The 25,748-nt window shown below is 64.5% G+C and carries 25 protein-coding genes; 15 read left to right on the top strand and 10 right to left on the bottom strand.

Going from position 1 to position 25,748, the window contains the following annotated elements; translation table 11 throughout:
* Window positions 1–60: 60 nt before the first annotated feature.
* Complete coding sequence (locus tag ASG39_RS15865) at window positions 61–840, bottom strand: TerC family protein (protein WP_062595917.1); 780 nt, start codon at window positions 838–840, stop codon at window positions 61–63.
* A 156-nt stretch (window positions 841–996) separates the two neighbouring features.
* Window positions 997–1,758, bottom strand: a complete 762-nt coding sequence (locus tag ASG39_RS15860) for a TetR/AcrR family transcriptional regulator (protein WP_082477287.1) — start codon at window positions 1,756–1,758, stop codon at window positions 997–999.
* Between the two features lie 132 nt (window positions 1,759–1,890).
* Here ASG39_RS15860 and ASG39_RS15855 point away from each other — a divergent pair, with 132 nt between their 5' ends.
* The 11 genes from ASG39_RS15855 (at window position 1,891) to ASG39_RS15805 (ending at window position 16,880) form a co-directional block, all read left to right on the top strand.
* Window positions 1,891–3,105, top strand: a complete 1,215-nt coding sequence (locus ASG39_RS15855) for an HlyD family secretion protein (RefSeq protein ID WP_062595916.1) — start codon at window positions 1,891–1,893, stop codon at window positions 3,103–3,105.
* Between the two features lie 128 nt (window positions 3,106–3,233).
* Window positions 3,234–4,865, top strand: a complete 1,632-nt coding sequence (locus ASG39_RS15850) for a DHA2 family efflux MFS transporter permease subunit (RefSeq protein WP_062595915.1) — start codon at window positions 3,234–3,236, stop codon at window positions 4,863–4,865.
* 125 nt (window positions 4,866–4,990) lie between these two features.
* Complete coding sequence (locus tag ASG39_RS15845) at window positions 4,991–6,076, top strand: LacI family DNA-binding transcriptional regulator (RefSeq protein ID WP_062595914.1); 1,086 nt, start codon at window positions 4,991–4,993, stop codon at window positions 6,074–6,076.
* 9 nt (window positions 6,077–6,085) lie between these two features.
* Window positions 6,086–7,537, top strand: a complete 1,452-nt coding sequence (gene xylB, locus ASG39_RS15840; RefSeq protein WP_062595913.1) for a xylulokinase — start codon at window positions 6,086–6,088, stop codon at window positions 7,535–7,537.
* Between the two features lie 31 nt (window positions 7,538–7,568).
* Entirely contained in the window at window positions 7,569–8,876 is a 1,308-nt protein-coding gene (gene xylA, locus ASG39_RS15835; protein ID WP_062595912.1) for a xylose isomerase, read from the top strand.
* 335 nt (window positions 8,877–9,211) lie between these two features.
* On the top strand, window positions 9,212–10,741 hold the full coding sequence (locus ASG39_RS15830; protein WP_062595911.1) for a sugar ABC transporter ATP-binding protein: 1,530 nt from the start codon (window positions 9,212–9,214) through the stop codon (window positions 10,739–10,741).
* 11 nt (window positions 10,742–10,752) lie between these two features.
* Entirely contained in the window at window positions 10,753–11,757 is a 1,005-nt protein-coding gene (locus ASG39_RS15825) for an ABC transporter permease (protein ID WP_062595910.1), read from the top strand.
* Between the two features lie 67 nt (window positions 11,758–11,824).
* Window positions 11,825–12,781 carry a substrate-binding domain-containing protein gene (locus ASG39_RS15820; RefSeq protein ID WP_062595909.1) on the top strand — a complete coding sequence of 319 codons (957 nt, stop codon included), beginning with the start codon at window positions 11,825–11,827 and terminating at the stop codon, window positions 12,779–12,781.
* A 235-nt stretch (window positions 12,782–13,016) separates the two neighbouring features.
* Complete coding sequence (locus ASG39_RS15815) at window positions 13,017–14,069, top strand: sugar phosphate isomerase/epimerase (RefSeq protein WP_062595908.1); 1,053 nt, start codon at window positions 13,017–13,019, stop codon at window positions 14,067–14,069.
* A gap of 42 nt (window positions 14,070–14,111) precedes the next feature.
* On the top strand, window positions 14,112–15,296 hold the full coding sequence (locus ASG39_RS15810; RefSeq protein ID WP_062595907.1) for a Gfo/Idh/MocA family oxidoreductase: 1,185 nt from the start codon (window positions 14,112–14,114) through the stop codon (window positions 15,294–15,296).
* 201 nt (window positions 15,297–15,497) lie between these two features.
* Entirely contained in the window at window positions 15,498–16,880 is a 1,383-nt protein-coding gene (locus tag ASG39_RS15805; RefSeq protein ID WP_062595906.1) for a GH1 family beta-glucosidase, read from the top strand.
* A 2-nt stretch (window positions 16,881–16,882) separates the two neighbouring features.
* Here ASG39_RS15805 and ASG39_RS15800 read toward each other — a convergent pair whose 3' ends face one another.
* The 6 genes from ASG39_RS15800 to ASG39_RS15775 all read right to left on the bottom strand — a co-directional run bounded on the left by ASG39_RS15800 (window position 16,883) and on the right by ASG39_RS15775 (window position 21,034).
* Complete coding sequence (locus ASG39_RS15800) at window positions 16,883–17,350, bottom strand: GNAT family N-acetyltransferase (RefSeq protein ID WP_062595905.1); 468 nt, start codon at window positions 17,348–17,350, stop codon at window positions 16,883–16,885.
* 4 nt (window positions 17,351–17,354) lie between these two features.
* Window positions 17,355–18,299, bottom strand: a complete 945-nt coding sequence (locus ASG39_RS15795) for a rhodanese-related sulfurtransferase (protein WP_062595904.1) — start codon at window positions 18,297–18,299, stop codon at window positions 17,355–17,357.
* A 64-nt stretch (window positions 18,300–18,363) separates the two neighbouring features.
* Window positions 18,364–18,735, bottom strand: a complete 372-nt coding sequence (locus ASG39_RS15790; protein WP_062595903.1) for a VOC family protein — start codon at window positions 18,733–18,735, stop codon at window positions 18,364–18,366.
* Window positions 18,736–18,820: 85 nt separating this feature from the next.
* On the bottom strand, window positions 18,821–19,513 hold the full coding sequence (locus tag ASG39_RS15785) for a YafY family protein (protein ID WP_062596020.1): 693 nt from the start codon (window positions 19,511–19,513) through the stop codon (window positions 18,821–18,823).
* Window positions 19,514–19,606: 93 nt separating this feature from the next.
* Window positions 19,607–20,506: a CHAD domain-containing protein gene (locus ASG39_RS15780; RefSeq protein ID WP_062595902.1), complete on the bottom strand. Its 900-nt coding sequence runs from the start codon at window positions 20,504–20,506 to the stop codon at window positions 19,607–19,609.
* A 9-nt stretch (window positions 20,507–20,515) separates the two neighbouring features.
* Window positions 20,516–21,034, bottom strand: a complete 519-nt coding sequence (locus tag ASG39_RS15775) for a CYTH domain-containing protein (protein ID WP_082477285.1) — start codon at window positions 21,032–21,034, stop codon at window positions 20,516–20,518.
* Between the two features lie 205 nt (window positions 21,035–21,239).
* On the opposite strand from ASG39_RS15775, the gene ASG39_RS15770 reads away from it, so the two are divergent.
* The 4 genes from ASG39_RS15770 to ASG39_RS15755 all read left to right on the top strand — a co-directional run bounded on the left by ASG39_RS15770 (window position 21,240) and on the right by ASG39_RS15755 (window position 23,961).
* A complete protein-coding gene (locus ASG39_RS15770; protein WP_062595901.1) occupies window positions 21,240–21,878 on the top strand; it encodes a 2-dehydro-3-deoxy-phosphogluconate aldolase in 639 nt (212 codons plus the stop codon).
* A 179-nt stretch (window positions 21,879–22,057) separates the two neighbouring features.
* Window positions 22,058–22,912 (top strand): tellurite resistance TerB family protein, encoded by an 855-nt coding sequence (locus ASG39_RS15765; protein WP_082477284.1) that lies wholly within the window; start codon window positions 22,058–22,060, stop codon window positions 22,910–22,912.
* Window positions 22,913–23,056: 144 nt separating this feature from the next.
* On the top strand, window positions 23,057–23,755 hold the full coding sequence (locus ASG39_RS15760; RefSeq protein WP_062595900.1) for a GNAT family protein: 699 nt from the start codon (window positions 23,057–23,059) through the stop codon (window positions 23,753–23,755).
* Entirely contained in the window at window positions 23,752–23,961 is a 210-nt protein-coding gene (locus tag ASG39_RS15755; protein WP_062595899.1) for a hypothetical protein, read from the top strand. The genes ASG39_RS15760 and ASG39_RS15755 overlap by 4 nt, the downstream gene beginning before the upstream one ends.
* Before the next feature lie 7 nt (window positions 23,962–23,968).
* Here the strand turns inward: ASG39_RS15755 and ASG39_RS15750 are convergent, their stop codons facing one another.
* A complete protein-coding gene (locus tag ASG39_RS15750; RefSeq protein WP_062595898.1) occupies window positions 23,969–25,084 on the bottom strand; it encodes a nickel/cobalt transporter in 1,116 nt (371 codons plus the stop codon).
* On the bottom strand, window positions 25,078–25,734 hold the full coding sequence (locus tag ASG39_RS15745) for a DUF1007 family protein (protein ID WP_062595897.1): 657 nt from the start codon (window positions 25,732–25,734) through the stop codon (window positions 25,078–25,080). The genes ASG39_RS15750 and ASG39_RS15745 overlap by 7 nt, the downstream gene beginning before the upstream one ends.
* Window positions 25,735–25,748: the final 14 nt, after the last annotated feature.

The following is a 25,748-nucleotide window of genomic DNA, read 5'->3' as shown; positions in this document are numbered from 1 at the left end:
AAAGGGCCCGGCAGATTCTGCCAGGCCCTCTTCGTCAGATCATTCATGCCATCCGAGCGATCAGTGGCGCGTCGGAACCACGCCGGCCTTGGCGGCGCGTTCCCGCTCCCGCTTGCGGCGCGAGAACATGTTCAGTGCCTCGACGCCAGCCGAGAAGGCCATGGCGGCGTAGATGTAGCCCTTGGGCACGTGGACGCCGAAGCCTTCGACGATCAGCGTACCGCCGATCATCAGCAGGAAGGCGAGCGCCAGCATGACGATGGTCGGGTTCTTCTCGATGAAGTTGGCGAGCGGCGTGGCGGCCAGAAGCATGACCGTCACGGCGGTGATGACGGCAATGAACATGATCGGCACGTGCGGCGTCATGCCGACGGCCGTGATGATGCTGTCGATCGAGAAGACGAGGTCGAGGATGAGGATCTGGCCGATCGCGGCACCGAAGGTCATCTGCACGACGTTCTTGCCGGCACCGACGAGATCTTCCTTGTGATCCTCGGCGTCTACCGAATGGTGGATTTCCTTCGTGGCCTTCCAGACGAGGAAGATACCGCCGGCGATGAGGATCAGATCCTTGCCGGAGAAGCCCATGCCGAAGATCGTGAAGAGGTCGGAGTCGAGCTTGACGATCCACGCGATGGCGAAGAGCAGGCCGAGGCGCATGATGAGAGCCAGGCCGATGCCGATCTTGCGGGCCTTGTCGCGGTTCTCGGGCGGCAGCTTGTTCGTCAGAATGGAGATGAAGATCAGGTTGTCGATGCCGAGCACGACTTCCATGACGACAAGCGTGATGAGCGCGATCCAGGCGGCTGGGTCTTGCATGAGCAGCAGGAAATCCTGCATCGGGACGGGTCCTTCCTTGATAGGGGCGGCCTCGTTGAGAGGCTGGTGCGGGGTGCCTGCGCAAGGCGGCAGGCGTCAACGCTACCCATGTAACGGGAAATCGGCACGCGGCAAGTCGCCCGCAGCACGCCGAACCGGTCTCGACATCACGTTACATCACTTTTTCGCGATATAAAATTTCAGGAACATCGCAATTGCCGATCGGACGGTCCGGTCGATCTCTTCCGCATCCGGTGGAACGGGCAGCCAGCCGAACAGCCGGCGCTTGAAGAGGCCGGGCATGCAGAGCTCGATGAACTGGCGTGCGGCGAGATCGGTATCCTCGATATCGAACAGACCCTCGGCGATCTTGCTTTCCAGATAGGTGCGAAGGATCGTATAGCCGTTTTCCGGCGAGGCCGAGAAGAAGCGATGGCTGAGATCCGGCATGCGCTCGCTGACGCTCAGCACCATCTTCATGCCGCGGACGGTCGTGTCCGAGCAGAGATGCGTGACGAACGTGACGCCGAAATCATAGAGAACGGCATCCACAGGCCCGTGATTGCTGTGCATCACATGCTTCATGCTGGCGACCAACTTGGCCCGCTCGCGCTCGATCATGGCCGCGAACAGGTCCTCCTTGCCGCCGAAATAGACGTAGATCGTGCCCTTGGAGACGCCGGCTTCACGGGTAATGTCGTTCATGCTGGCGGCATCGAAGCCGACGGCCATGAAGACGCGCTTGGCGCCATCGATGATCTGGTCGCGCTTCACGGGATCCTCGCCCGCTGCCCGTCGTCCGCCTGTGGCAATCTCGCAAGCGTCGCAACCGTCTGGCGACGTGGAGCCGGCGATGCCGTTCGGGCGCGATATTTCGGCGACCGGAGCCTCGGCTTCGACGGCGGTCGTTCGGGCATCGACTCGCTGCAGAGCAGGCATCGCATTCTCCCTTCATTAACTTTTCGAACCGAGCGGTTCGATTTCACTTGATATGCGGGATCAACTTGCCTATGTCAAATCGAACTGAACGGTTCAGTTTGCTTTTCTTACTATTTTCCGGGGACGTCGACCATGGCAGGTTCCAGCAAGACAGCGGCAGCGCATGTGCGGCCGGTGGGTGAGGATTTCGACACGACGGATGGTGCCGCGACGGCAAAAGCGGCGGATGCGCCGGCCTCTGTCGCGCCCATTGCCGCGCCCGCGCCCGACGCGCCTGAAAAGCAGCCGAAGCGCCGCCGCCTGGTGGTCCCGATCATCGGCCTTGCCGTCCTCGGCGCGGCCGGCTGGTTCGGTTATGAGTGGTGGACCAATGGCCGCTTCATGATCTCGACCGACGATGCCTATATCGAAGGCGATCTGACCTCGATCGCGCCTAAGGTTTCCGGCTATGTGGAGACGGTGAACGTCGTCGCCAACCAGCGGGTCAAGGCGGGCGATCCGCTCGTGACGCTCGACAATGGCGACTACCGGATCGCCGCAGATCAGGCGCAGGCCCAGATCGATACCGAAAAACTGTCTCTCGCGCGGTTCGATGCGCAGATCGCCGGTGCCCAGGCGAGCCTGCAGCAGGCCCGGGCGCAGAAGACCGCGTTGGAAGCGACCGTGCGCGGGGCCGATATCACGCAGAAGCGTGCCAGCGACCTCCAGTCGAAGGCCGTCGGTTCGGTCGCTTCCCTCGACAGCGCCAATGTGGCGCTCGACCAGGCGAAGGCCAACGTTCTCGCCGCGGATGCGACGATCGCAGCGGCCGCCGCCAACGTCTCGGTGCTGGAAGCCCAGCGCGCCGAGGCCGAGAGCACGATCCGCTCGCTGGAACTGTCGCGCGACAAGGCGCAACGCGATCTTGCCTTCACCGTTCTCAAGGCCCCCTATGACGGCGTCGTCGGCAATCTTGCGGTTCAGGATGGCGATCTCGTTTCGGCCGGCCAGCGTCTCGCCGCCCTCGTGCCGGTCAACAAGCTCTACATCGATGCCAACTTCAAGGAGACGCAAATCGCCGGCCTGGTGCCGGGCTCCAAGGTGAAGGTGCATGTGGATGCCTATGACGACAAGCCGATCGAGGCGACCGTCGAATCCATCGCACCGGCTTCCGGCTCGGTCTTCTCGCTGCTGCCGCCTGAAAATGCGACCGGCAACTTCACCAAGGTGATCCAGCGCGTGCCGGTGCGCATCGCTCTGCCGCAGGACGTGCTCGACAGCGGGCGCCTGCAGGCCGGCCTCAGCGTCGTGGTGGATGTCGATACGCGTACTGCGCCGACGACGACGGATACCGCCGCCGCGCGCTGATCCGTCTGCATCTTCTGTCGTCCGGGCGACAGCGGCTCCGCCCCGCCGCCCGGACGGATGTCCTTATGACCATATCGAGCGCTCCGAGGCCCTTTGAGAGGCCTTGGCGCTCGCACGGGAGCAAGCCCATGGCTGCGAGTGCAACTGCAACCGCCGGCGGACGGCCCAGTGCGATGGCGGCGGGTTCAGGCTCCGGATCGGGCGCCAAGACGGGCGCGGACGAGAAGATGGATCCGCGCCGGCTGATCGCCTTCTTCGCGATGGTCGTCGGCATGTTCATGTCGATCCTCGATATCCAGATCGTTTCCGCATCGCTCGCCGAGATCCAGGCCGGCATCTCTGCCGGCTCCGACGAGATCGGCTGGGTGCAGACGGCCTATCTGATCGCCGAAGTCATCATGATCCCGCTTTCGGGCACGCTGGCCCGCATCGTGTCGACGCGCGTGCTGTTTGCCTGCTCGGCCGCCGGCTTCACCGTCGCCAGCGCCCTTGCGGCGACCGCGACCAATATCGACCAGATGATCATCTACCGCGCGCTGCAGGGGTTCATCGGCGGCGGCATGATCCCGTCCGTCTTTGCGGCGGCCTTCACCATCTTTCCGCCCTCCAAGCGCAACATCGTCTCGCCCATCATCGGCCTCATCGCGACTCTGGCGCCGACCATCGGGCCGACGGTCGGCGGCTATCTCAGCCATGCCTTTTCCTGGCACTGGCTGTTCCTCGTCAACATTCCCCCGGGGATCGTGGTGGCCATCGTCACCTGGAACTACATCGATTTCGACAAGCCGGAGCTCAGCCTCGTCAAGAAGTTCGACTGGTGGGGGCTGCTTTCCATGGGCGTCTTCCTCGGTTGCCTCGAATATGTGCTGGAGGAAGGCAATACCAACGACTGGTTCAGCGACGGGCATATCGTGATCGGCGCCGTTGCCTGCGTCGTCGCGGCCGTCGTATTCTTTTACCGGGTGTTCACGGTCGATTTCCCCGTGGTGGATTTGCGCGCCTTCACCAACCGCAACTTCGCCTTCGGCTCGCTTTTCTCGTTCATCATGGGCATCGGGCTTTACGGGCTGACCTATCTCTACCCGCTCTATCTCGGGCAGATCCGCCATTACGACTCGCTGATGATCGGGGAGACCATGTTCGTCTCGGGCATCGCCATGTTCTGCACGGCGCCGATCGCCGGCATTCTTTCGGGCAAGTTCGACCCGCGCGTACTGATGGTGATCGGCTTCGCCTCGTTTTCGGGCGGCACCTACATCATGACGAACATCACCACCGACTGGGATTTCTACGAGCTCCTGGTACCGCAGATCCTGCGCGGCTTCGGCATGATGATGTGCATGGTGCCGATCAACAATGTGGCGCTCGGCACGCTGTCCCCGGACAGGGTCCGGGGCGCATCCGGCGTCTTCAACCTCACCCGAAACCTCGGCGGCGCCGTGGGTCTCGCGGCGATCAACACGATTCTGACGCGGCGGCAGGACGTGCATTACGCCCAGCTTTCCGAGCATGTGACGTGGAGCAACCCGGAAGCCATGGCGCAGCTGAACCAGATCGCCGGCAACTACAACGCCCATGGCATGGACGGCACGACCATCGCCATGAAGCAGCTGGCCGGCATCGTCCAGCGGCAGGCTTCCATCCTGTCATTCGCGGATATTTTCGTGCTGCTGACATTCCTGTTCGGCGCTCTCATCTTCTGCGTCCTCGTCATCCAGAAGCCGAAGCCGGTTGCGCCCAGTGCCGGCGGCGGGCACTGAAAACCGTCCTTTCTCTCTGATCGACGCCGGCCCTCGTGCCGGCGTTTTTCGTTTTCGGAGTCGGGGCTGGAATTTCTGATTTACGTACATCAAGATTTCCTCTAGATCTCGTTTCCGGAGGAAACATGCGACCGACCGTTCACGATATCGCTGCACAAGCGGGCGTCAGCCTCGCGACGGTCGACCGGGTTCTCAACCGGCGGCCGGGCGTCAAGGCGGCGACACGCCTGCGCGTCGAGGCGGCGATCGCGGCGATCGGGTTCGTTCGCGACATGGCGGCGGCGAACCTTGCCAAGAGCCGGGTCTATCCCTTCACCTTCATTCTTCCGGGCGGCGACAACTCGTTCATGCGGGGTCTGGAGCGGCATGTGCGCGAGGCCGTGGTACGGCCCGCGTCCGATCGCGTTGCGATTTCGCTCGTCGTCGTTCCCCCGTTCGACGGTGCCGCCGTTGCCCGGGCGCTCGATGCAGCGATTGCGCAGGAGCCGGCGGGCATCGCCGTGGTGGCGGTGGACGCGCCCGATGTGATGGATGCCGCGCTGCGCGTGCAGGCCTCCGGCATTCCGCTGGTTACGCTGGTGTCCGATCTCGGGCCCGCTTGCCGGGATCATTTTGCCGGCATCGACAACCATGCCGCCGGGCGCACCGCCGGCAGCCTGATGCGGCGCTTCGTCGGCCGAGAGGCCTCCGAGACAGCAAAGGTTGCGGTCCTCGCAGGCTCCATGCTGGTGCGCGATCATCGCGACAGGCTCGACGGCTTTAAGTCCGCCCTGTCCGGAACCTGCACCCTGCTGCCCGTGCTCGAAGGGCAGGACGATCCCGCCGCGACCGAACGGCTGATCGCGGATCTTCTGGCGCAACATTCCGATCTCGCCGGCATCTACAGCCTTGGCGCGGGCAATCGCGGCCTGATCGCGGCCCTGCGGCGGCATTTGGGCCCACGGCCGCGCGCGATCATCGCCCACGAGCTGACGCTGCATACGCGTGCGGCGCTCGAAGCCGATCTGATCGACGCCGTGCTCAACCAGGATGCCGGCCACGAGGTGCGCAGCGCCATCCGGGTTCTCAAGGCCAAGGCGGACGGCATACCCGCGGTCGACGCGCAGGAGCGTATCCGCATCGATATCTTTCTGAAAGACAACCTGCCGTTCGCAGACGAGGCGGACGGCAACGCGCTTCGCCCATTCGGTTTGGCAAGCGGCGAAAACTAGGAGCATTTCATGTATCTCGGCATCGATCTCGGCACATCGGGCGTCAAGGCGCTGCTTATCGACGGCGAACAGCGCATCGTCGGTTCGGCGACCGGCGCCTGCGACGTGCTGCGCCCCCATCCCGGCTGGTCCGAGCAGGACCCCGCCGACTGGATCCGCGCGACGCAGGAAGCGATCGCGGGGCTGAAGGCATCGCATCCGACGGAGCTTGCCGCCGTGCGCGGTATCGGACTTTCCGGTCATATGCATGGCGCAACGCTGCTCGACGACAGCGACAGCGTGCTGCGCCCCTGCATTCTCTGGAACGACACGCGCTCGCATGCCGAGGCCGCGGCGCTCGATGCCGATCCGCAGTTCCGCGCCATCACCGGCAATATCGTCTTCCCCGGCTTCACCGCGCCGAAACTTGCCTGGGTGGCCAAGCACGAGCCGGAGGTGTTTGCCAAGGTCCGCTGGGTGCTGCTGCCGAAGGACTATCTGCGCCTCTGGCTGACCGGAGAGCATATGTCGGACATGTCGGATTCGGCCGGCACGTCCTGGCTCGATACGGGCAAGCGGGCCTGGTCGGAGAGCCTCTTGGCGGCAACCGGCCTGAGCGAGCGACAGATGCCGTCGCTGGTCGAGGGCACGGCGCCCGCGGGCACGCTGAAGTCGGACCTCGCGTCCGGCTGGGGCATGGGCGCCGGTGTCGTCGTCGCGGGCGGTGCGGGCGACAATGCGGCGTCCGCCTGCGGCATGGGCACGATCGGCGAGGGCCAGGCCTTCGTCTCGCTCGGCACCTCGGGCGTGCTGTTTGCGGCCAATGCGCGCTACCTGCCCAATCCGGAAAGTGCGGTCCACGCCTTCTGCCATGCCCTGCCGGACACCTGGCACCAGATGGGCGTGATCCTGTCGGCGACCGATGCGCTCAATTGGCATGCCGGCGTCACCGGCCGCAGCGCCTCGGAGCTGACGCGGGAGCTGGGGGACACGCTCCAGGCCCCGACGGGCGTCACCTTCCTTCCCTATCTCTCGGGCGAGCGCACGCCGCACAACGACGCCACCATCCGCGGCGCCTTCATCGGGCTGGGCCATGAAAGCAGCCGGGCCGTGCTGACGCAGGCGGTTCTGGAAGGCGTGTCCTTCGCCATCCGCGACAGCCTCGAAGCCTTGAGACGTGCGGGCACCCAGCTGCACCGGGTCACGGCGATCGGCGGCGGCTCGCGCTCGACCCTTTGGCTGGCATCGATCGCGACCGCGCTCGACCTGCCGGTCGATGTGCCGGCCGATGGCGATTTCGGCGCGGCCTTCGGTGCTGCCCGTCTCGGCCTGGTCGCGGCCACCGCTGCCGATCCCCTTTCCGTCTTCACGCCGCCGAAGACCGCCCACACGGTCGCGCCGGTCGCTTCGCTGCGCGAGGCTTACGACGATGCCTATCAGCGCTATGGCCGGCTCTACCCCGCCATCCGCGCCGCCTACTGATCCCGAACATCGACCTATTGGAGGAAACATCATGAGCACGGGTTATTTCAAGGATATCCAGAAGATCCGCTTCGAAGGCCCTGACAGCACGAACCCGCTGGCCTTCCGCCATTACGACCCGAACGAAGTGGTCATGGGCAAGCGGATGGAAGAGCATCTGCGCTTTGCCGTTGCCTACTGGCACACCTTCGTCTGGCCGGGCGGCGACCCTTTCGGCGGGCAAACCTTCGAGCGTCCCTGGTTCGAGGACAGCATGAAGGCGGCCAAGCTGAAGGCCGACGTGGCGTTCGAATTCTTCGATCTGCTCGGCGTTCCCTATTACTGCTTCCACGATGCCGACGTGCGTCCCGAGGGCAAGACCTTTGCGGAAAACACCAGGAACCTGAACGAGATCGTCGATTACTTCGCCGGCAAACAGCAGGAAACCGGCGTCAAGCTGCTCTGGGGCACAGCGAACCTCTTCTCCCACCGCCGCTACATGTCGGGTGCGGCGACCAATCCGGATCCGGATGTGTTCGCTTTCGCGGCTGCAACGGTCAAGACCTGCATGGACGCGACCGTGAAGCTCGGCGGCGAAAATTATGTGCTCTGGGGCGGGCGCGAAGGCTACGAGACGCTGCTCAACACCAATCTGAAGCAGGAACTCGACCAGCTCGGCCGCTTCGTCAACATGGTTGTGGAATACAAGCACAAGATCGGCTTCAAGGGCGCGATCCTGATCGAGCCGAAGCCGCAGGAACCGACGAAGCATCAGTACGACTACGACGTCGCGACGGTCTACGGCTTCCTCAAGTCCTACGGGCTCGAAAACGAGGTCAAGCTGAACATCGAGCAGGGCCATGCCATCCTTGCCGGCCACTCCTTCGAGCATGAGCTGTCGCTCGCCAACGCGCTCGGCCTGTTCGGCTCGATCGACATGAACCGCAACGACTATCAGTCCGGCTGGGATACCGACCAATTCCCCAACAATGTGCCGGAAATGGCGCTGGCCTATTATCAGGTTCTGGCCGGCGGCGGCTTCACAACGGGCGGCACCAATTTCGACGCCAAGCTGCGCCGTCAGTCGCTGGATGCCGAAGACCTGCTGATCGGTCATATCGGCGGGATGGATTGCTGCGCACGCGGTCTGAAGGCTGCCGCAAAGATGATCGAGGACAAGGCGCTGTCCGGTCCGCTCGACGAGCGCTATGCGGGCTGGAGCACGGAGGAGGGTCGCAAGCGGCTCACTTCAATGTCGCTCGAAGATCTCGCAGCCCATGTGGAAGCGACCGATCTCAATCCGACCCCACGCTCGGGCCGGCAGGAATACCTGGAGAACGTCGTCAACCGCTACGTCTAAGGCCGGTTTGGCCCCTCTTCTGGCATCGGAAGATCGGCGCGTTCGTGAAAGCGGACGCGCCGATCGCGTTTCCACGTGCCGATACCCTCAGAATTCCGGTAAATCGTAATTTAACAATATCTTAGGGAGGGTGAACACCTCTCCGTGATCGGGCCCACAAAGCTGCTTTACGTACCTCATCAATTGCGCTAGCTTCGATCCCGGAGGAGATTGAGCGTGATTTCGACAGCACCATTGCGCGCTTGCGGGGGAGATCCGTCCGTAAGCCATCCCGTACTCATTGTCTTGTCTGATCGATGCTGCGGTGCCCTGGGCTGCACGGCGCGGAGCGCCGCATGAGCGCTGCTCCCCTGTCGGCTTCGCCGGTGCTGCAGACGAACGGGCTCTCCAAGACGTTCGGGATCGTCGAGGTTTTGAAGGGGATCGATCTCACGATCGAGGCCGGCAAGGTGCATGCGATCATCGGCGAGAACGGGGCCGGCAAATCGACGCTGATGAAGCTGATCGCCGGCAATCTTCCGCCGACGCGGGGAGAGATCCTGATCGATGGCCAACCGGTGGTGCTGTCGGGACCCGTCGATGCGGAAGGCCGCGGCATCGTGCTGGTTCACCAGGAGATTCTGCTCGCGCCCGATCTCACCGTTGCCCAGAACATCTATCTCGGCCGCGAAGTCGTCCGCGGGCTGACGCTCGACGACAAGACGATGAACGAGGGCGCGCGTGCGGCGGTCCGTGCGCTGGGCGCTGACATCGATCCGAAAACGGTCGTTTCCCGGCTGTCGATCGCCCAGCGACAACTCGTGCAGATCGCCCGCGTGCTGCTGGTGCCGCATCGCGTCGTCATCTTCGACGAACCCACCGCGTCGCTGACGCCGCACGAGACGGCAGCACTGCTGCAGGTGATCCGGCACATTCGCGCCCGTGGCATTGCAGTCCTTTATATTTCGCACCGCCTGCCGGAGGTGAAGGATATCGCCGACACGGTCACCGTGCTGCGCGATGGCCGCACCGTCGCGACGCATGCGGCGTCCACGCTTCAGCCCGCCGATATGGCGCGGCTCATGGTCGGCCGCGATGTCGCCAAGCTTTATCCCGACCGCGTGTCTGTCGCATCGCGCGAGACGGTGCTGGAGGTTTCCGGTCTGTCCGTTCCCGGTTACGCAACCAATGCCGCCTTCAGGCTCGGCAAGGGCGAGATCCTCGGGTTCGCCGGTCTCGTCGGGGCAGGGCGTACGGAGCTGATGGAGGGGATGGTCGGCCTTCGCCCGGCGCATGGCACGGTCATGCTGCATGGCCGCCCGGCACAGTTTCGCGACGTCCATGCCAGTCTCAAGGCCGGCATCGTCTATCTCTCGGAAGATCGCAAAGGCAAGGGGCTTCTCCTTGCCAAGGATCTGCGGGTCAATCTGACGCTCGCTTCGCTCGGTCGCTTCGTGCGCGGCCTGCAGGTGGATCGCAGGAAAGAAGAGACGGCGCTCGATACGGCGATCCGGGATTTCGATATCCGCACCGGCCGCAAGGACCTGCTCGCGGGCCAGCTCTCCGGCGGCAACCAGCAGAAGCTGCTGATCGCCAAGATGATGCTGCTCGATCCGCAGATCGTCATCATCGACGAGCCGACGCGCGGCATCGATATCGGCACGAAAGAACAGATCTACGCCTTCATTGCCCGTCTGGCCGAGGAGGGCCGGTCCATCATCGTGGTCTCCTCGGAAATGCCGGAACTGATCGGCATCTGCGACCGGATCGTCGTCATGCGGTCGGGGCACATCGTCGGCGAGGTCGCAGGCGAGCGGATGACGGAAGACGATATCGTCGTGCTGGCGACGGGGGTTTCCGGCGGCGTTTCTGGGGAGGCCGCGTGACGCGGGGGACAATGACCAATATGACGGCAAACGGCGCAAAGCCGGCGCGATCCATTCGCAACATCGATCTGGGGGCCGTCGCGCCGTTCATCGCGCTGGCGCTTCTTCTTGTGCTCGGTGCCTTCGCGCATCCGAACTTTCTCAGCATCGACAACCTGACCAACGTGCTTGCGCGCAGCGCCTTCATCGCGGTCATCGCCGTCGGCGCGACCTTCGTCATCTCGTCGGGCGGGCTCGATCTCTCCGTCGGCGCCATGGTCGCCTTCGTCGCGAGCGTCATGATCCTGTTTCTCAACAGCGGGGCGGGGGGCGATCCCACGATGACGCTGCTCGCGGGCGTCGGTATCGCGGTGCTCGTGGGGGCCGTCTGCGGCCTTGCCAACGGTCTCGTCACCACCGTCGGGCGGATCGAGCCCTTCATCGCGACGCTCGGGGCGATGGGCATCTATCGTGGTCTCACGACATGGCTGTCGCAGGGCGGCGCCATCACGCTTCGCGATCCCGCCGTGCAGTCGCTCTATCGTCCGGCCTATTTCGGCACCATTCTCGGCGTTCCCGTGCCGATCGTCGTCATCTTCGTCACCGCCGCCATCGGTGCCTTCGTGCTCTATCGCACGCGCTACGGCCGGCATGTCGTGGCCGTCGGCTCCAACGAGGATGTCGCGCGCTATTCCGGCATCAAGGTCAACCGCGTCCGCACCATCGCCTATATCATCCAGGGTCTCTGCGTCGCCATCGCGGTCCTCATCTACGTGCCCCGGCTCGGCTCGACCTCTGCCACCACCGGCATTCTCTGGGAACTGCAGGCGATCACCGCGGTCGTGGTCGGCGGCACGGCGCTGCGTGGCGGCGTCGGGCGCATCTGGGGGACGATCTGCGGCGCGTTCATTCTGGAGATCGTCGGCAATATCATGCTCCTGTCGAATGTGGTCAGCGAATACCTGCTGAGCGCGATCCAGGGCGCCATCATCATCATCGCCATGCTGGTCCAGAGGTTCCTGATCCGCCGGCCATAGACAGGATAAGGGTTTGCGGGCGCCCGGGCCAATGCCCAGAAGCCCGCATCATTGGGAGGAGAACACCATGAAGAAACGTATACTGGGACTGGCATTCGCAATGGCGCTGGCAGGCACAGCCTTGTCCGGCGGGGCCTTCGCGCAGGAGACGAAGACGATCGGCGTCTCGATTCCGGCCGCCGACCACGGCTGGACTTCCGGCGTGGTCTTCCATGCCGAGCGCGTCGCGAAGCTCTTGATGGCCGAGCATCCCGGCCTCAACGTCATCGTCAAGACATCGCCGGACGCCGCCAACCAGGCCAATGCCGTGCAGGACCTGAACACGCAGGGCATCGACGCCCTCGTCATCCTGCCGTCCGACCCGGATCCGCTGGTCAACGCCATCAAGGAGGTCAAGGACAAGGGCAAGTTCGTCACCATCGTCGACCGTGCCCCGAGCGTCAATGACGACACGATCCGCGACCTTTACGTCGCCGGCAACAATCCGGCGCTCGGCGAAGTCGCCGGCAAGTACATCGCCGGCAAGACGCCGGACGCGCAGGTCGTGGTCATTCGCGGCCTGCCGATCCCGATCGATCAGCAGCGCCAGGACGGTTTCGACAAGGGTATCGCCGGCTCCAACGTCAAGGTGCTCGACCGCCAGTTCGGCAACTGGAACCGCGACGATGCCTTCAAGGTCATGCAGGACTTCCTGACCAAGTACCAGAAGATCGACGTGGTGTGGTGCCAGGACGACGACATGGCTGTCGGCGTGCTGCAGGCCATCGAGCAGTCCGGCCGCAAGGACATCCAGTATGTCGTCGCCGGTGCCGGTTCCAAGGACATGATCAAGAAAGTCATGGACGGCGACACGATGATCCCGGTCGATGTTCTCTATCCCCCGGCCATGGTCGGCACGGCGATGGAACTGACGGCGTCCGCGCTCTACGATCAGGTGCCCGTCAGCGGCACCTACACGCTCGACGCGACGCTCGTGACCAAGGAAAATGCCGAGAAGTTCTATTTCCCGGATTCCCCGTTCTGATCATCGATCAAAAGCCGCCTGCGGACGTTCGCAGGCGGCTTTTTCATGCCTCTGAACGGACGCCAGGTCGCGATGCGGTGGCCGGAATGGGTTGCGCCGACATGGCAGAGTGATACCGTAGGGCTCGGCTGCAACGTTGCAGCCGAGCGGAATTTGCTCAATAAACGGCAGGCGAAGGTGTCTGCGCGAGAGATCGCTGCGCTGTGGCCGATCGACAGGATGGAGGAATTGCAAGATGAAGACGATCAAGGGGCCGGGTCTGTTCCTGGCACAGTTTGCGGGCGACGAAGCCCCGTTCAATTCCTTCGATGCCATCACGAAATGGGCAGCCGATATCGGCTACAAGGGCGTACAGGTGCCCACTTGGGACGCACGTCTGATCGACCTCAGAAAAGCGGCGGAATCCAAGGGCTATTGCGACGATCTGGCAGGGCAGGCGCGCGACAATGGCGTCGTCATCACCGAGTTGTCGACGCATCTTCAGGGTCAGCTAGTCGCTGTCCACCCGGCCTATGACGAAGGTTTCGACGGGTTTGCGGCACCGGAGGTGCGTGGCAATTCGAAGGCCCGGCAGGAATGGGCCGTCGATCAGGTGAAGCTTGCGCTGACCGCGTCGAAGCATCTCGGTCTGAGCGCGATGGCAAGCTTTTCCGGCGCACTCGCCTGGCCCTATCTCTACCCCTGGCCGCAGCGCCCCGCGGGGCTGGTGGAAACCGCCTTCGATGAACTGGCGAAGCGCTGGACGCCGATCCTCGACCATGCCGAGGACTGCGGCGTCGACATCTGCTACGAGATCCATCCGGGCGAAGACCTGCATGACGGCATCACCTATGAGATGTTTCTGGAGCGCACCGGCAACCACGCGCGCGCCTGCATGCTCTACGATCCCTCGCACTATATCCTGCAGTGCCTGGACTATCTCGACAATATCGACATCTACAAGGACCGGATCCGGATGTTCCACGTCAAGGACGCGGAGTTCAACCCGACGGGTCGGCAGGGCGTTTATGGCGGCTTCCAGAGCTGGGTGAACCGGGCCGGTCGCTTCCGGTCGCTCGGCGACGGACAGGTGGACTTCGGCGCGGTGTTTTCCAAGATGACGGCGAACGATTTCGACGGCTGGGCCGTGGTCGAGTGGGAATGCGCCTTGAAGCATCCGGAGGACGGTGCCCGCGAGGGGGCCGAGTTCGTCAAGCACCACATCATCCGCGTGACGGAAAAGGCGTTCGACGATTTTGCGACCGGCGGCACCGACGAAGCCGCCAACCGGCGCATGCTCGGCATCTGAGACGACACCGCATTCGCGCGACAGGAAGAATGGAGAACAGACATGGCCATCGAAGGTAAGGCAGCGGAGGCGCGCCAGCCGCGCATCCGGCTCGGAATGGTGGGCGGCGGGCAGGGCGCCTTCATCGGCGCGGTGCACCGCATGGCGGCGCGTCTCGACGATCAGTTCACGCTGGTCGCAGGCGCTCTGTCCTCGACGCCGGAAAAGGCGCAGGCCTCGGGCGCCGAGCTCGGTCTCGACCCGGCCCGCACCTATGCCGATTACAGGCAGATGGCGATCCGCGAGGCCAAGCTGAAGGACGGCATCGAGGCCGTGGCGATCGTAACGCCGAACCATGTGCACTACGAAGTCGCGCGCGAATTCCTCAAGCGCGGCATCCACGTCATCTGCGACAAGCCGCTGACCTCGACGCTGGGCGACGCGCGGAAGCTGAAGACGCTCGCCGACGAGAGCGAGGCGCTGTTCATTCTCACCCACAATTACACCGGCTATCCCATGGTGCGGCAGGCGCGCGCGATGGTCGCGCGCGGCGATATCGGCAGCGTGCGGCTGGTGCAGGTGGAGTATCCGCAGGACTGGCTGACGGATGCGGTGGAGAAATCGGGCTCCAAGCAGGCGGAATGGCGTACGGACCCGGCACGCTCCGGCGCGGGCGGATCGACCGGCGATATCGGCACGCATGCCTACAATCTCGGTGCCTTCGTCTCCGGGCTGGAGCTTGAGGAACTTGCGGCCGATCTCGACAGTTTCGTGGAAGGCCGTGCTCTCGACGACAACGCCCATGTCATGCTGCGTTTCAAGGAGAAGGACGGCGTGAGCGCCAAGGGCCTGCTCTGGTGCAGCCAGGTGGCGCCGGGTCACGAAAACGGGCTGCAGGTCCGCGTCTACGGCACGAAGGGCGGGCTCGAATGGACGCAGAAGGACCCGAACTATCTCTGGTACACGCCCTTCGGCCAGCCGAAACAGCTTCTGACGCGCATGGGGGCAGGCGCACTGGACGAGGCCAACCGTGTGTCGCGCATTCCTTCCGGCCACCCGGAAGGCTATCTCGAAGGCTTCGCGACGATCTATGCCGAGGCCGCGCGTGCCATTCAGGCCAAACGTTCCGGCGGTAAGGTCGATCCGGCCGTCACCTATCCCACCATCGATGACGGCATGAAGGGCATGTTCTTCGTGGATGCCTGCGTGCGTTCCTCCAAGCGCAACGGCGCCTGGGTCTCGGTCTGACGTTCCACATCTTGGCCGTTTATCGCCACCGGATGTTCCGCATCCGGTGGCTTTTTCGTGGACGCGTGTCTTTTCGGTCATCCGGCGTTCATGTTCGCGTGGATAGTCTTCCGCGCTTGCCAAGGTCTGCGGCTCTGGTTTTCCCCCACGCGGTGGCGTTATGGCCGTTGCCTAAGACCATGATTGAAGAGGACACGAGTGATGACCGATCCGAAGACGCTCGCCGCGCGCTTTCCCGGCGATTTCCTGTTCGGGGTGGCCACGGCCGCCTTCCAGATCGAGGGTGCGTCGAAGGCGGACGGGCGCAAGCCGTCCATCTGGGATGCGTTCTCCAACATGCCGGGCCGCGTCTTCGGCCGGCACAATGGCGATGTCGCCTGCGATCACTACAATCGCCTCGAGGACGATCTCGACCTGATCGCGAGCCTCGGCGTGCAGGCCTATCGCTTCTCTATCGCCTGGCCGCGCATCATTCCCGATGGCACCGGACCTGTGAACGAGGCGGGCCTCGATTTCTACGACCGGCTCGTGGACGGGTTGAAGGCGCGCGATATCAAGGCTTTCGCGACGCTCTATCATTGGGATCTGCCGCTGACGCTCGCCGGTGACGGCGGCTGGACGGCGCGCTCGACGGCCTTTGCGTTCCAGCGCTATGCCCGCACCGTCATCGCCCGCCTCGGCGACCGGCTCGATGCGGTCGCAACTTTCAACGAGCCCTGGTGCTCGGTGTGGCTGAGCCACCTCTACGGCATTCATGCGCCGGGTGAGACGAACATGGAGGCGGCGCTGCATGCCATGCACGTGACCAACCTCGCCCACGGCCTTGGCGTTGCCGCGGTGCGCGAGGAACGGCCGAACCTGCCGGTCGGCATCGTCATCAATCCCATGCATGTCTATCCCGGCAGCGACAGCGAAGCCGACAAGGCCGCTGCCGAACGGGCGTTCGACTTCCACAATGGCGTGTTCTTCGGCCCGATCTTCAAGGGCGCCTATCCCGACAGCGTGCTCGAAGCGCTGGGGTCGCGCATGCCGGAGGTCGAGGCCGGCGACATGGCCGTGATGAGCCAAAAGCTCGACTGGTGGGGCGTGAATTACTACACGCCGATGCGCGTCAGCGACGATCCGGCCGAAGGTGCCGAGTTTCCGGCCACCAAGCCGGCGCCCTTCGTCAACGAGGCGAAGACCGATATCGGCTGGGAGATCTTCCCGCAGGCGCTCGGCGATCTCATCCGCACCGTCAACGCGCGCTACGACCTTCCGGACTGCTACATTACGGAAAACGGCGCCTGCTACAACATGGGCGTCGAGAACGGCGCAGTGAACGACCAGCCGCGGCTCGACTATATCGCCGAACATCTCGCCGTCACGGCCGATCTGATTTCCGAGGGCTATCCGATGAAGGGCTATTTCGCCTGGAGCCTGATGGACAATTTCGAATGGGCGGAAGGCTACAGGATGCGTTTCGGCATCGTCCATGTCGATTACGAGACACAGGTTCGCACCATCAAGAAGAGCGGCCTCTGGTACAAACAACTCGCGAGTGCCTTCCCGAAGGGCAACCACGCGGAAACGACGGCGGCGTGAGTTTAGCCGGCGAGGCGGCGGCGAAAGATGTTGACGCCGCCGACATCGGTTTCGAGCCTCTCCCAGCCACGGCGCGCGTAAAAAGGCGTATTTTCGGGCGTGCAGTAGAGATGGATCTCGGGGGCCAGGCCAGCGACCTTGGCGAGCGCCCCGTCGATCAGGCGTTCGCCGACGCCTTGGCGGCGCGCGTGGTCCTCGACCCAGAGCGCGGCAAGCCAGGGGCGGTATTGCGGGCGCGCCGGCAGGTCGTCCTCGATGACGGAAACGGTGCCGCAGAAGACATCGCCGCGATGCGCGATCAGGCCGAACGGAATGCCGGAAGAGGTGAGATTGTCCTCGATCTTCCGCGCGAGCTGCTCCCGCGTGATCAGGCCTTCGTCGCGCCACCAGGCGGTCCAGAGGCGCTCCGTCATGATCTCGCGAAAGTGCGGCACCTCGCGCAAATCCGAAACGAGGATGTCGTCCGGCATCGGCTCAGCTTCCGAGATGTTTTGAGCCGCGCATCTTCGCGAGCGCGATCTGGCGCTGCCGCTGGCGGTAGCGCTCACGATCCTCGTCCGTGCGCGTGTCGTGGCAGTGGACGCAGGCGACGCCCTCTTCATGCACGGGTGAGGCGCGTTCTTCCAGCGTCAGCGGCTGGCGGCAGGCATGGCAGAGCGTGTGCTCGCCTTCGCCCAGCCCATGCGTCACCGAGACGCGATCGTCGAATACGAAGCAGGCGCCTTCCCACAGGCTTTCCTGCGGCGGCGTTTCCTCCAGATATTTCAGGATGCCGCCCTTGAGGTGATAGACCTCGTCGAAGCCCTGGCTTTTCATGAAGGCGGTCGCCTTCTCGCAGCGAATGCCGCCGGTGCAGTACATCGCGATCTTCGGCTTGTTGTGCAGGCCGGTCTGGTTCTTCACCCAGTCCGGAAACTCCCGGAAGGTCTTGGTCTGCGGGTCGAGCGCACCGCGGAAGGTGCCGATCGCGGTCTCGTAATCGTTGCGCGTGTCGATCACCAGCGTTTCCGGGTCCGAAATCAGCGCGTTCCAGTCCTTCGGCTCGACATAGGTGCCGACGATCGTCAGGGGGTCGATATCCTCGACGCCCATGGTGACGATCTCCTTCTTGATCCGCACCTTCATGCGCAGGAACGGCATGGCCGCTGCCCGGCTCTCCTTGTGTTCCAGATTCCGGAATTCGGGCTGCGCACGCAGAAAGGCGAGCACGGCGGCGATGCCGCCCTCCGTGCCGGCGATCGTGCCGTTGACGCCTTCCTGCGCGAGAAGCAGCGTGCCCTTCACGCCGTGGTCGTCGCAGACCGCCTGCAACGGATCGCGCAGATCCGCGAACCGGTGGAGCCGGGCGAAGTGGTAAAGGGCCGCGACCAGAAACGAGCCTTGGGCTTCCGGGGGCAGTGTCGTTGCGCTGTTCGTCATGGGCGGTGAAATACCGCGTTCGGCGCGCGCGCGCAATCACCCCGGATGCGTCGGGGAGGGGTCGTCAGCCCCGCTCTGCCGGGTGAAAGGCGCGCAGGCGGTGGCCGTCCGGATCAGCGGCCGTGAAGGTGTAGCCGAAATCCCTCTCGACCGGTGCCTGGAGGATCGGAAGGCCCTGCGCCTTCCATCTGTCATGGCACGCGTCCACGGCTTTGCGGCCTTCCAGCACGAAGGTGACTTCGGTGCTGCCGGCGGCCGCGGAGACGGGCGGCTCGATGGTGTGCTTCGACCAGAGGCCGAGCATGGTCGCAGCGTTCATGCGGAAGAGCGCGAAGGTCGCCTGCGCTTCCACAGGTTGCGCGCCGAGGATCGTTTCGTAGAAGGCGGCGCTTGCGAGCGGATTGTCGACGGCAAGAATGATGTAGGTCGGTTCCATGGGGATCTCCTGATGCGCCGGATCGTCCGGCAGATCGGGTTTAGACCGTGACCCTGTCAGTTTCTGTCAGCATGGGGCGCCGCTGTCAAAGGTCGTGCACGATACCGTTCTCGCGGCGCCATTCCGCCAGAAGGACCTCGCTGCGGCGCGGACAGGTCTCCTGCGTTTGCGTCACCTCGATCATGCGGTCGATCCGGAAATGGCGAAACCCTTCGCGCAGTTCGCACCACGCGACGAGGATGCGCAGGCCCTCGAAATAGCCGAGTGCGACGGGCCAGATGCGGCGCGTCGTCTCCTGAGCCCGCTCGTCGCGATAGGCGATGTCGAGCTTGATGCCGGCCCTGATCGCGTCGCGCAACGCGCCGATGTCCCGTTCAGGATGCTGGCCACGGCGGGTGTTGGGGACGAGGAGAGCGGATGTTTCGAGGTCCCGCCGCAGATCGTCCGGGAGAACCGCGGCGATCTTGGCGAGCGCGTGGGCTGCCGATTGCTGCAGGCGGTCGTCGGTATTGGCGCGGACCCAGCGGGCGCCCAGCACCAGCGCCTCGATCTCCTCGCTCGACAGCATGATCGGCGGCAGGAGGAAGCCGGGATGAAGAATGTAGCCGAGACCCGGCTCGCCGTTGATATCGGCACCCTGCGCCTGCAGCGTCGCGATATCGCGATAGAGCGTGCGCAGGCTGACGCCGGTCGCCTCTGCAAGGGTCGCGCCGCTGACCGGCCGGCGATGGGTGCGCAGGATCTGCACGAGGTCGAGAAGACGGGCGGAGCGGGACATGCCAAAGCAATAGCCGTCCAGCACGTCCAGCTCAACCGGAACGCCGGCTCGACCGGAACGCCAGCTCGACCGGAACGCCAGACGCCCTTGGCCTCAGGCGGCCGCGAGCCAGAGGATGGCGATGCGTTCCGCCTCCTTGCCGGCAACATCGGCGAAAAGGGCGTCGGCCTCGCCGAGGGCCTGCCGTTCTTCGGCGCGCAGTTCGAGGCCGATCGCGTGGCGCAGGATGGCGATGTCCTGCGGTGGCAGGAGTTCGGGCTCGCGGGCGAGCGTATCGGCCAGAACGGCAAGATCGTGGATGAGACCCAGGCGGTCGATCAGCGCCTTGACCTGCCGCTCGCGCGCCAGGATCACGCCGGGCCATGCCGACTGCAGCAGAAGATGGTAGAAGCGATAGTCCTGCGTTCGCTTGCGCAGGGTGTGGAAGTGCTCGGGCGTCGGATGTTCGTGGCTGGAAGCCAGTGCAACCTGCGCCCGCTCCACCGCCTTGCGCCAGGCCGCGGCCAGCATGTAGGCCGTCGGGCGCACGCCGTTGACAAAGGTGCGTTTTCCCACGGCAAGCTTGGCGTCGCGCAGTTCGCCGATCATCGCGTCGATCGTTTCGTCGAGATCGCCTTCGGCAGTCACCACCCAGCCCTTGCGGACCCGCAGCGCTTCGACCGCGCGTTCCGCTGCCGCCCGATCGTCGCCGGCCAGGCGCTCCAGCAGGATCGTCGCCGTGTCGATGAGCGCCGTTGCATCGCGCAGGTCGGCGACGCTGCGGGCCGCGGAGCGCAAGCGCGCGTTTTCGCGCTTGTAGAACTTGCCTGCTTCGGGGGCTGCGAGCCGATAGAGCGCACGCGTCCGCTTCAGGCACCGGCGGGCGACATGGATCGCCCGGGAGGTACCGTCAGGCCGCAGCTCGAGTGCCGCGATGGCCTTGTCGAGCTCCCGACCTGCAACGCGCTGGAAGTCATCGGTGAAGCGTTTTGCAGGTTTCAGTCTGTAGGCCATGATCATTTCCTATGGGGCTTTTCGCGTGCTCGGGCCCGCGGCAGAAGGGGGATGGAGGTCCGGGCGCTGCTTGTCGCTCTGCGTCGCCAGGGCAAAATTCGAATAGCGCCGGTCGTCCGTCACTTCGTCGCCGATCCAATCGGGCATGGCGAGATCGTCGGTTTCCGTGCGCATTTCGACTTCGGCAACGATCAATCCGGCATAGGGTTCCTCAAACACATCGACCTCCCAGACATGTGTCCCGCAGCGAACGCGGTAGCGCGTTTTGGCGATCACGGTGCCGATGGCGGATGCGATCAACTCCTCGCCGTCGGCGAGCGGCACCTCATATTCGAACTCGTCGCGGGTCAGCATGCCGGTGCCGATCTTGATGGTCAGTCGCGCATTCTCGCCGTCGATCAGGCGAATGCGGACGGTGCGGTCGTTCATGGCGGCGAGATAGCCCTGGCGCATGGCCGCGCCCGGTCCCGCCTCGGCCCGCCAGCCTGCATGCTTCACGAGGAATTTCCGCTCGATCTCCTTGGCCATCCCGGTCCTTGTCCAGCTCTCGCAGCGCGCTTCTGCATCGGTCACAACGTAATTCAGAAAATGCGAAAGTCCACCACGTCGCTCTTCACCTTGCTGGCCGAGTTGCTCTCCCAGATACTGGGGCATGCGTGCCGATGTGTCTCGACATTGGCGGATGCGGACGGTATTGCGGAGGAAGATTCAATCGATTGAGGAGTGAAGCCGCATGATCGAGAAAACCGAACGCCTTCTGTCCGTCCTCAAGCTGCAGCCGGTCGTGCCGGTGCTCATCATCGAAGACCTGGCGACGGCCGTGCCGCTCGCCCGCGCGCTGGTGGCCGGCGGCCTGAAGGCGATCGAGATCACGTTGCGCACACCCGTCGCGCTTGAGGCGATCGAGGCCGTTGCCAAGGAAGTGGAGGGTGCCGTGACCGGTGCCGGGACCATCCTCAACCCCGATCATTATGCCGCAGCCGTGAAGGCCGGTGCGCAGTTCATCGTCAGCCCGGGCACCACGCCCGATCTGCTGGATGCCGCCGACGATCACGAGGCATCGTTCCTGCCGGGCGCTTCCACCGCCAGCGAGGCGATGATCCTGCGGGCCGAAGGCTACGAGGTCATGAAGTTCTTTCCCGCCGAGCAGGCCGGCGGCGCCGCCTTCCTCAAGGCGCTGTCCTCGCCGCTCGCCGGCACGCTGTTCTGCCCGACGGGCGGCATCTCGCTGAAAAACGCGAGGGACTACCTGTCCTTGCCCAACGTAATCTGCATCGGCGGCTCCTGGGTTGCGCCCAAGGAACTGGTCGCGGCCGGCGACTGGGCGGGGATCACAAAGCTGGCATCGGAAGCCTTCGCGCTGACCGCCTGATCGGCTCCGCCCAATCCAAGTCACTCGAAAAGCCTCATCCGTTCAAGAGTTTGTCGGGTGGGGCGCGTTTCCGAACTCTCGCGGCTGCACGCTCGGCCGATCCCGAGCCGCATTTGTTTTCCCCATGCGGCTTCCTATGTCTCCTCCGCAGACGACACAATCAGGAGGTTGACGACAGGATGTTCGACGCGAAAAAACTGCTGGATCAGTTTCTCGGTTCCCAGGGTCTTGGTGGCCAGGGCAACCAGGGTACGCAGGATCGTTCGGGATCACAGGGTTCGTCCCAGGGTGGTTTCCTCGGCAATGCCGGGGCGGGGGGCGTCGGCGGTGCGATCGGCGGTTTGCTCGGCGGCGGCTCGATGAAGGACAAGGCCGGCCAGATCGTGCAGATGGCCCGCAACAATCCGCTGAAGACCGGCGGTCTCGCCGCGGTCCTTCTGGGGACCGGAGCCGGTCGCGATATCGCAGGCACGGCCCTGAAGCTCGGCGGTCTTGCCGCCATCGCGGGCCTCGGCTACACCGCCTACAAGAATTACCAGGCCGGCCAGGCGCCGCAGCGGGTCGATGCCCAGACGGCGCCGGAAATCCTTCCGCCGCCGGACAATTCCGGCTTCTCCATCTCGCCCTCCGCCGTCCGCAACGATTTCGTGCTGGTGCTCGTGCGCGCCATGATCGCGGCTGCGCGTGCCGACGGCCACATCGATGACAGCGAGCGCGCCCGCATCATGGAACGCGTCGGTGCTAGCGGCCTCGACAGCGAGGCAGAAGCCTTCCTGCGCGACGAACTGGCGAGCCCGGTCGATATCGACGGTCTGGTGGCCGCCGCCCGCACCGAGGAAGAAAAGGTCGAGCTCTACACGGCGTCTCGCCTGACGATCGAGCCGGACAGCCGCACCGAGCGCGGCTATCTCGATATGCTGGCGGGTCGCCTCGGCCTGCCGGATGCGCTGGTCGATCATATCGAGGCGACGGTCGCCTCCGCCAAGGTTCCCGCCGGCAGCAGCCCGTCCGTGGTCGATCCCTCGATCATCTGACGGTCGGCTTGCCTGTCCATGCGCGGCGGTGATGATCGCATCACCGGATTGCGTTTGCACCGCCGCGCGCCTTCGCCTATGCCGGAACGATAAGGTCTGCCGGCAGATGCTGGCAGACCCTGTCTCGATCTCGGCGAGGATGACATGACGAAACGCGATCTCACCCGTTGGTCCGGCTGCCCGGCGCCGAAGCCCGTGACGCTGGAGGGCGCCTATGTCGTGCTCGAACCCTACGACCGGGCGCGGCATCTCCAGGCGCTCTGGGACGCTTTCGGAGGGCTCGCGATCAACGAGCGCCTGCGCTATTTTCCGCAGGCCGCCTTTGCCGATGCGGACGCGTTCGGAGCATGGCTCGACGCGGCGCAGGCCAACTGGGTGACGCTGGTGTTTCGCGACAGAGCGAGCCGCGACGTGGTGGGCATGGCGAGCTATATGCGGCCGGACCCGACCTACGGCGTCGTCGAGGTGGGCTCGGTCGCGCATGGCGATGCCATGGCGCGCTCGCCGCTCGCCACCGAAGCCCACTATCTCATGGCCCGGCATGTCTTCGAGGATCTCGGCTATCGGCGCTATGAGTGGAAATGCCACAACGACAATACGCCGAGCAAGGTCGCGGCCGTGCGGCTCGGCTTCACCTTCGAAGGCATCTTTCGCCAGCATATGGTCGCCAAGGGCGCCAACCGCGATACGGCTTGGTTCTCGATGATCGATGGCGAATGGCCGGTGCTCGATGCCGCGTTCAAGGCCTGGCTCGCACCGGAGAATTTCGATGCGGACGGGCGCCAGCGCCGGCGCCTCGAAGACCTCAGGGCGGACATCGCCGCCGTCATGGGTGCCGCGTGAAGCCGCTCGATCCGCGGGACCGGTCGGCCGCCATTGCCGCAGCCGTCTTCCTGGTGATCTTCGGTGCGGGTTTCCTGTTGCTGCCGAGGGTCATGCTCTATCTCGGCGCGATTTCGCCCTATCTCGCCGCCGCCGTCGGCACGCTGTTCGTGCTCGCCTTCTTCTTCGTATTCTGGCTTCGGGCCCGCTATCAGCGGCGTCGCTGACGGGCTGTCAGCCCTGCAGCGACGCGCCGAGCAAAGCCAGACCGAGGCCGAGCACGAGAACGGCGCCGAAGATCTCGATACCGTTCGTCACCCGCATGGCCGTTCCGGCGCTTGATGCATAGCGAACGGCGAGATCCTTGGCCGTGACGGCGAGGGTGGCCAGAACCGAGACGGTGATCGCCGTGCCCATCGACATCGCCAGAACCGACAGCACGCCGCCGAGGTAAAGCCCGTTCAGCAGCGCGAAGGACAGCACGATGAGCGCGCCCGAGCAGGGGCGCAGACCGACGGCCAGCACGGCCGACCAGGCCTCGCGCAGCTGGAAGCGATCGCCCTTCAGCATGGACGGATCGGGCGCATGGGCATGGCCGCAACTCGAGCAGACCTCGCCCGGACCATGGGCGTGCGCCGCGTGCGCATGGGCATGGTGGGCATGGGCGTGGTGGGCATGGGCGTGGTGGGCATGGGCATGATGGTCGTCGCCATGCGCGTGCCGGTGGTGATGATCGTCGGCAGACTCTGTCTCATGGCCGAAATCGAGGCCTCCGGCGAGCGCCAGTCTCGGCTCGGATGACGGCGTCGCGCGGGCGAGCGCGCGCATCTTGCGGAACAGCAGCCAGGCGCCGAAGGCGGCGACCAGGGCATAGCTGATGCGTTCGAGGAAGGTGGTGGCCTGCGTCATCGAGATCGAGCTTCCGCGCAGCACGAGATAGGCCGCGCCGACGAGCAGGATGGCGACGCCGCCCTGCAGGAAGGACGACAGGAAGGAGAGGGTGACGCCGCGCTTCAATTCGGTTTCGTTGGCGATCATGTAGGACGAGATGACCGCCTTGCCGTGGCCGGGGCCTGCCGCATGAAAGACGCCATAGGCAAAGGAGAGGCCGACGAGCGACCAGAGATGCCACGGGTCGTCGCGCATGCCTTTCAGGGCGTCGGTCAGGGTTCGGTAGAAGCCCTGCTGCTCCATGTTCACCCAGGAGAGAAAGCCGCCGAGGAAACCGGACGTGTTGAAGGCCGGCTCGGCGGTGCCGATGCCGAGCGGGGACTGGGCATGCGCGCCGGCCGCGGCAAGGACGAGGAGTGCGCCGACGATCAGCGGCAGGCGAAGGGCGCGGGTCAGCATGTGAATTCTATCCTCGTCGCAAAGAGCTTCGACATGTCGGTGCCGGTCGGATCCGTGAAGAAGGCATCCGTGAGCGTCGACTGGTTCTGAGAGATTACCTCGTCCGGGTCCGGTCGCACGACCTTGTGCTGGCAGGCCGAGAGCTTGTCGCCGACGACGGCGAGATCTCCGTCGTTCGGGAAGTCGATCGCCGTATAGAGCGTCGGGTCGTAGATGCCGAAGGACAGGGTCCCCTTCAGCGGAATGGTCTCGGCCGGCTTGACGGCGAAGATCAGCAGGAGCTGGTTGTCCTTGAAATCGGCATGGATCGCGTCCGGCTTGGAGACCTTCACCAGTTTCCCGTTGTCGTAGATCGTCGTGTAATAATTATATTCGGCGAGCGAATCCAGAACGGTCTGCCCGACCTCCGCCAGTTCGTCCGGATCGAGCGTCGCATTGGAGTTCTTGTCGAAATCGAGAAGGACGCTTGCGGAGAAAAGTTCGTCGAAGCGCCAGACGTTCCGCAACTCGCTGATATGACCGGCATCGTCCGAGACGACCTCGAGGCGCGCCTCCGCGAAGATGTGTGGATGGGCAAAGGCCTGCGCCGGAAGCACGGTGGCTGCGGCAAGCCCGGCAAGCAGGCCTCGCGACAATCGTTGACGTGTCATGAAAACAGGGTCCT

Source organism: Rhizobium sp. Leaf371, assembly GCF_001424045.1.
Taxonomy (GTDB): Bacteria; Pseudomonadota; Alphaproteobacteria; order Rhizobiales; family Rhizobiaceae; genus Ferranicluibacter.
Note: the sequence above shows the minus strand (reverse complement) of the source record. Positions and strands in the feature narration are given on the sequence as shown.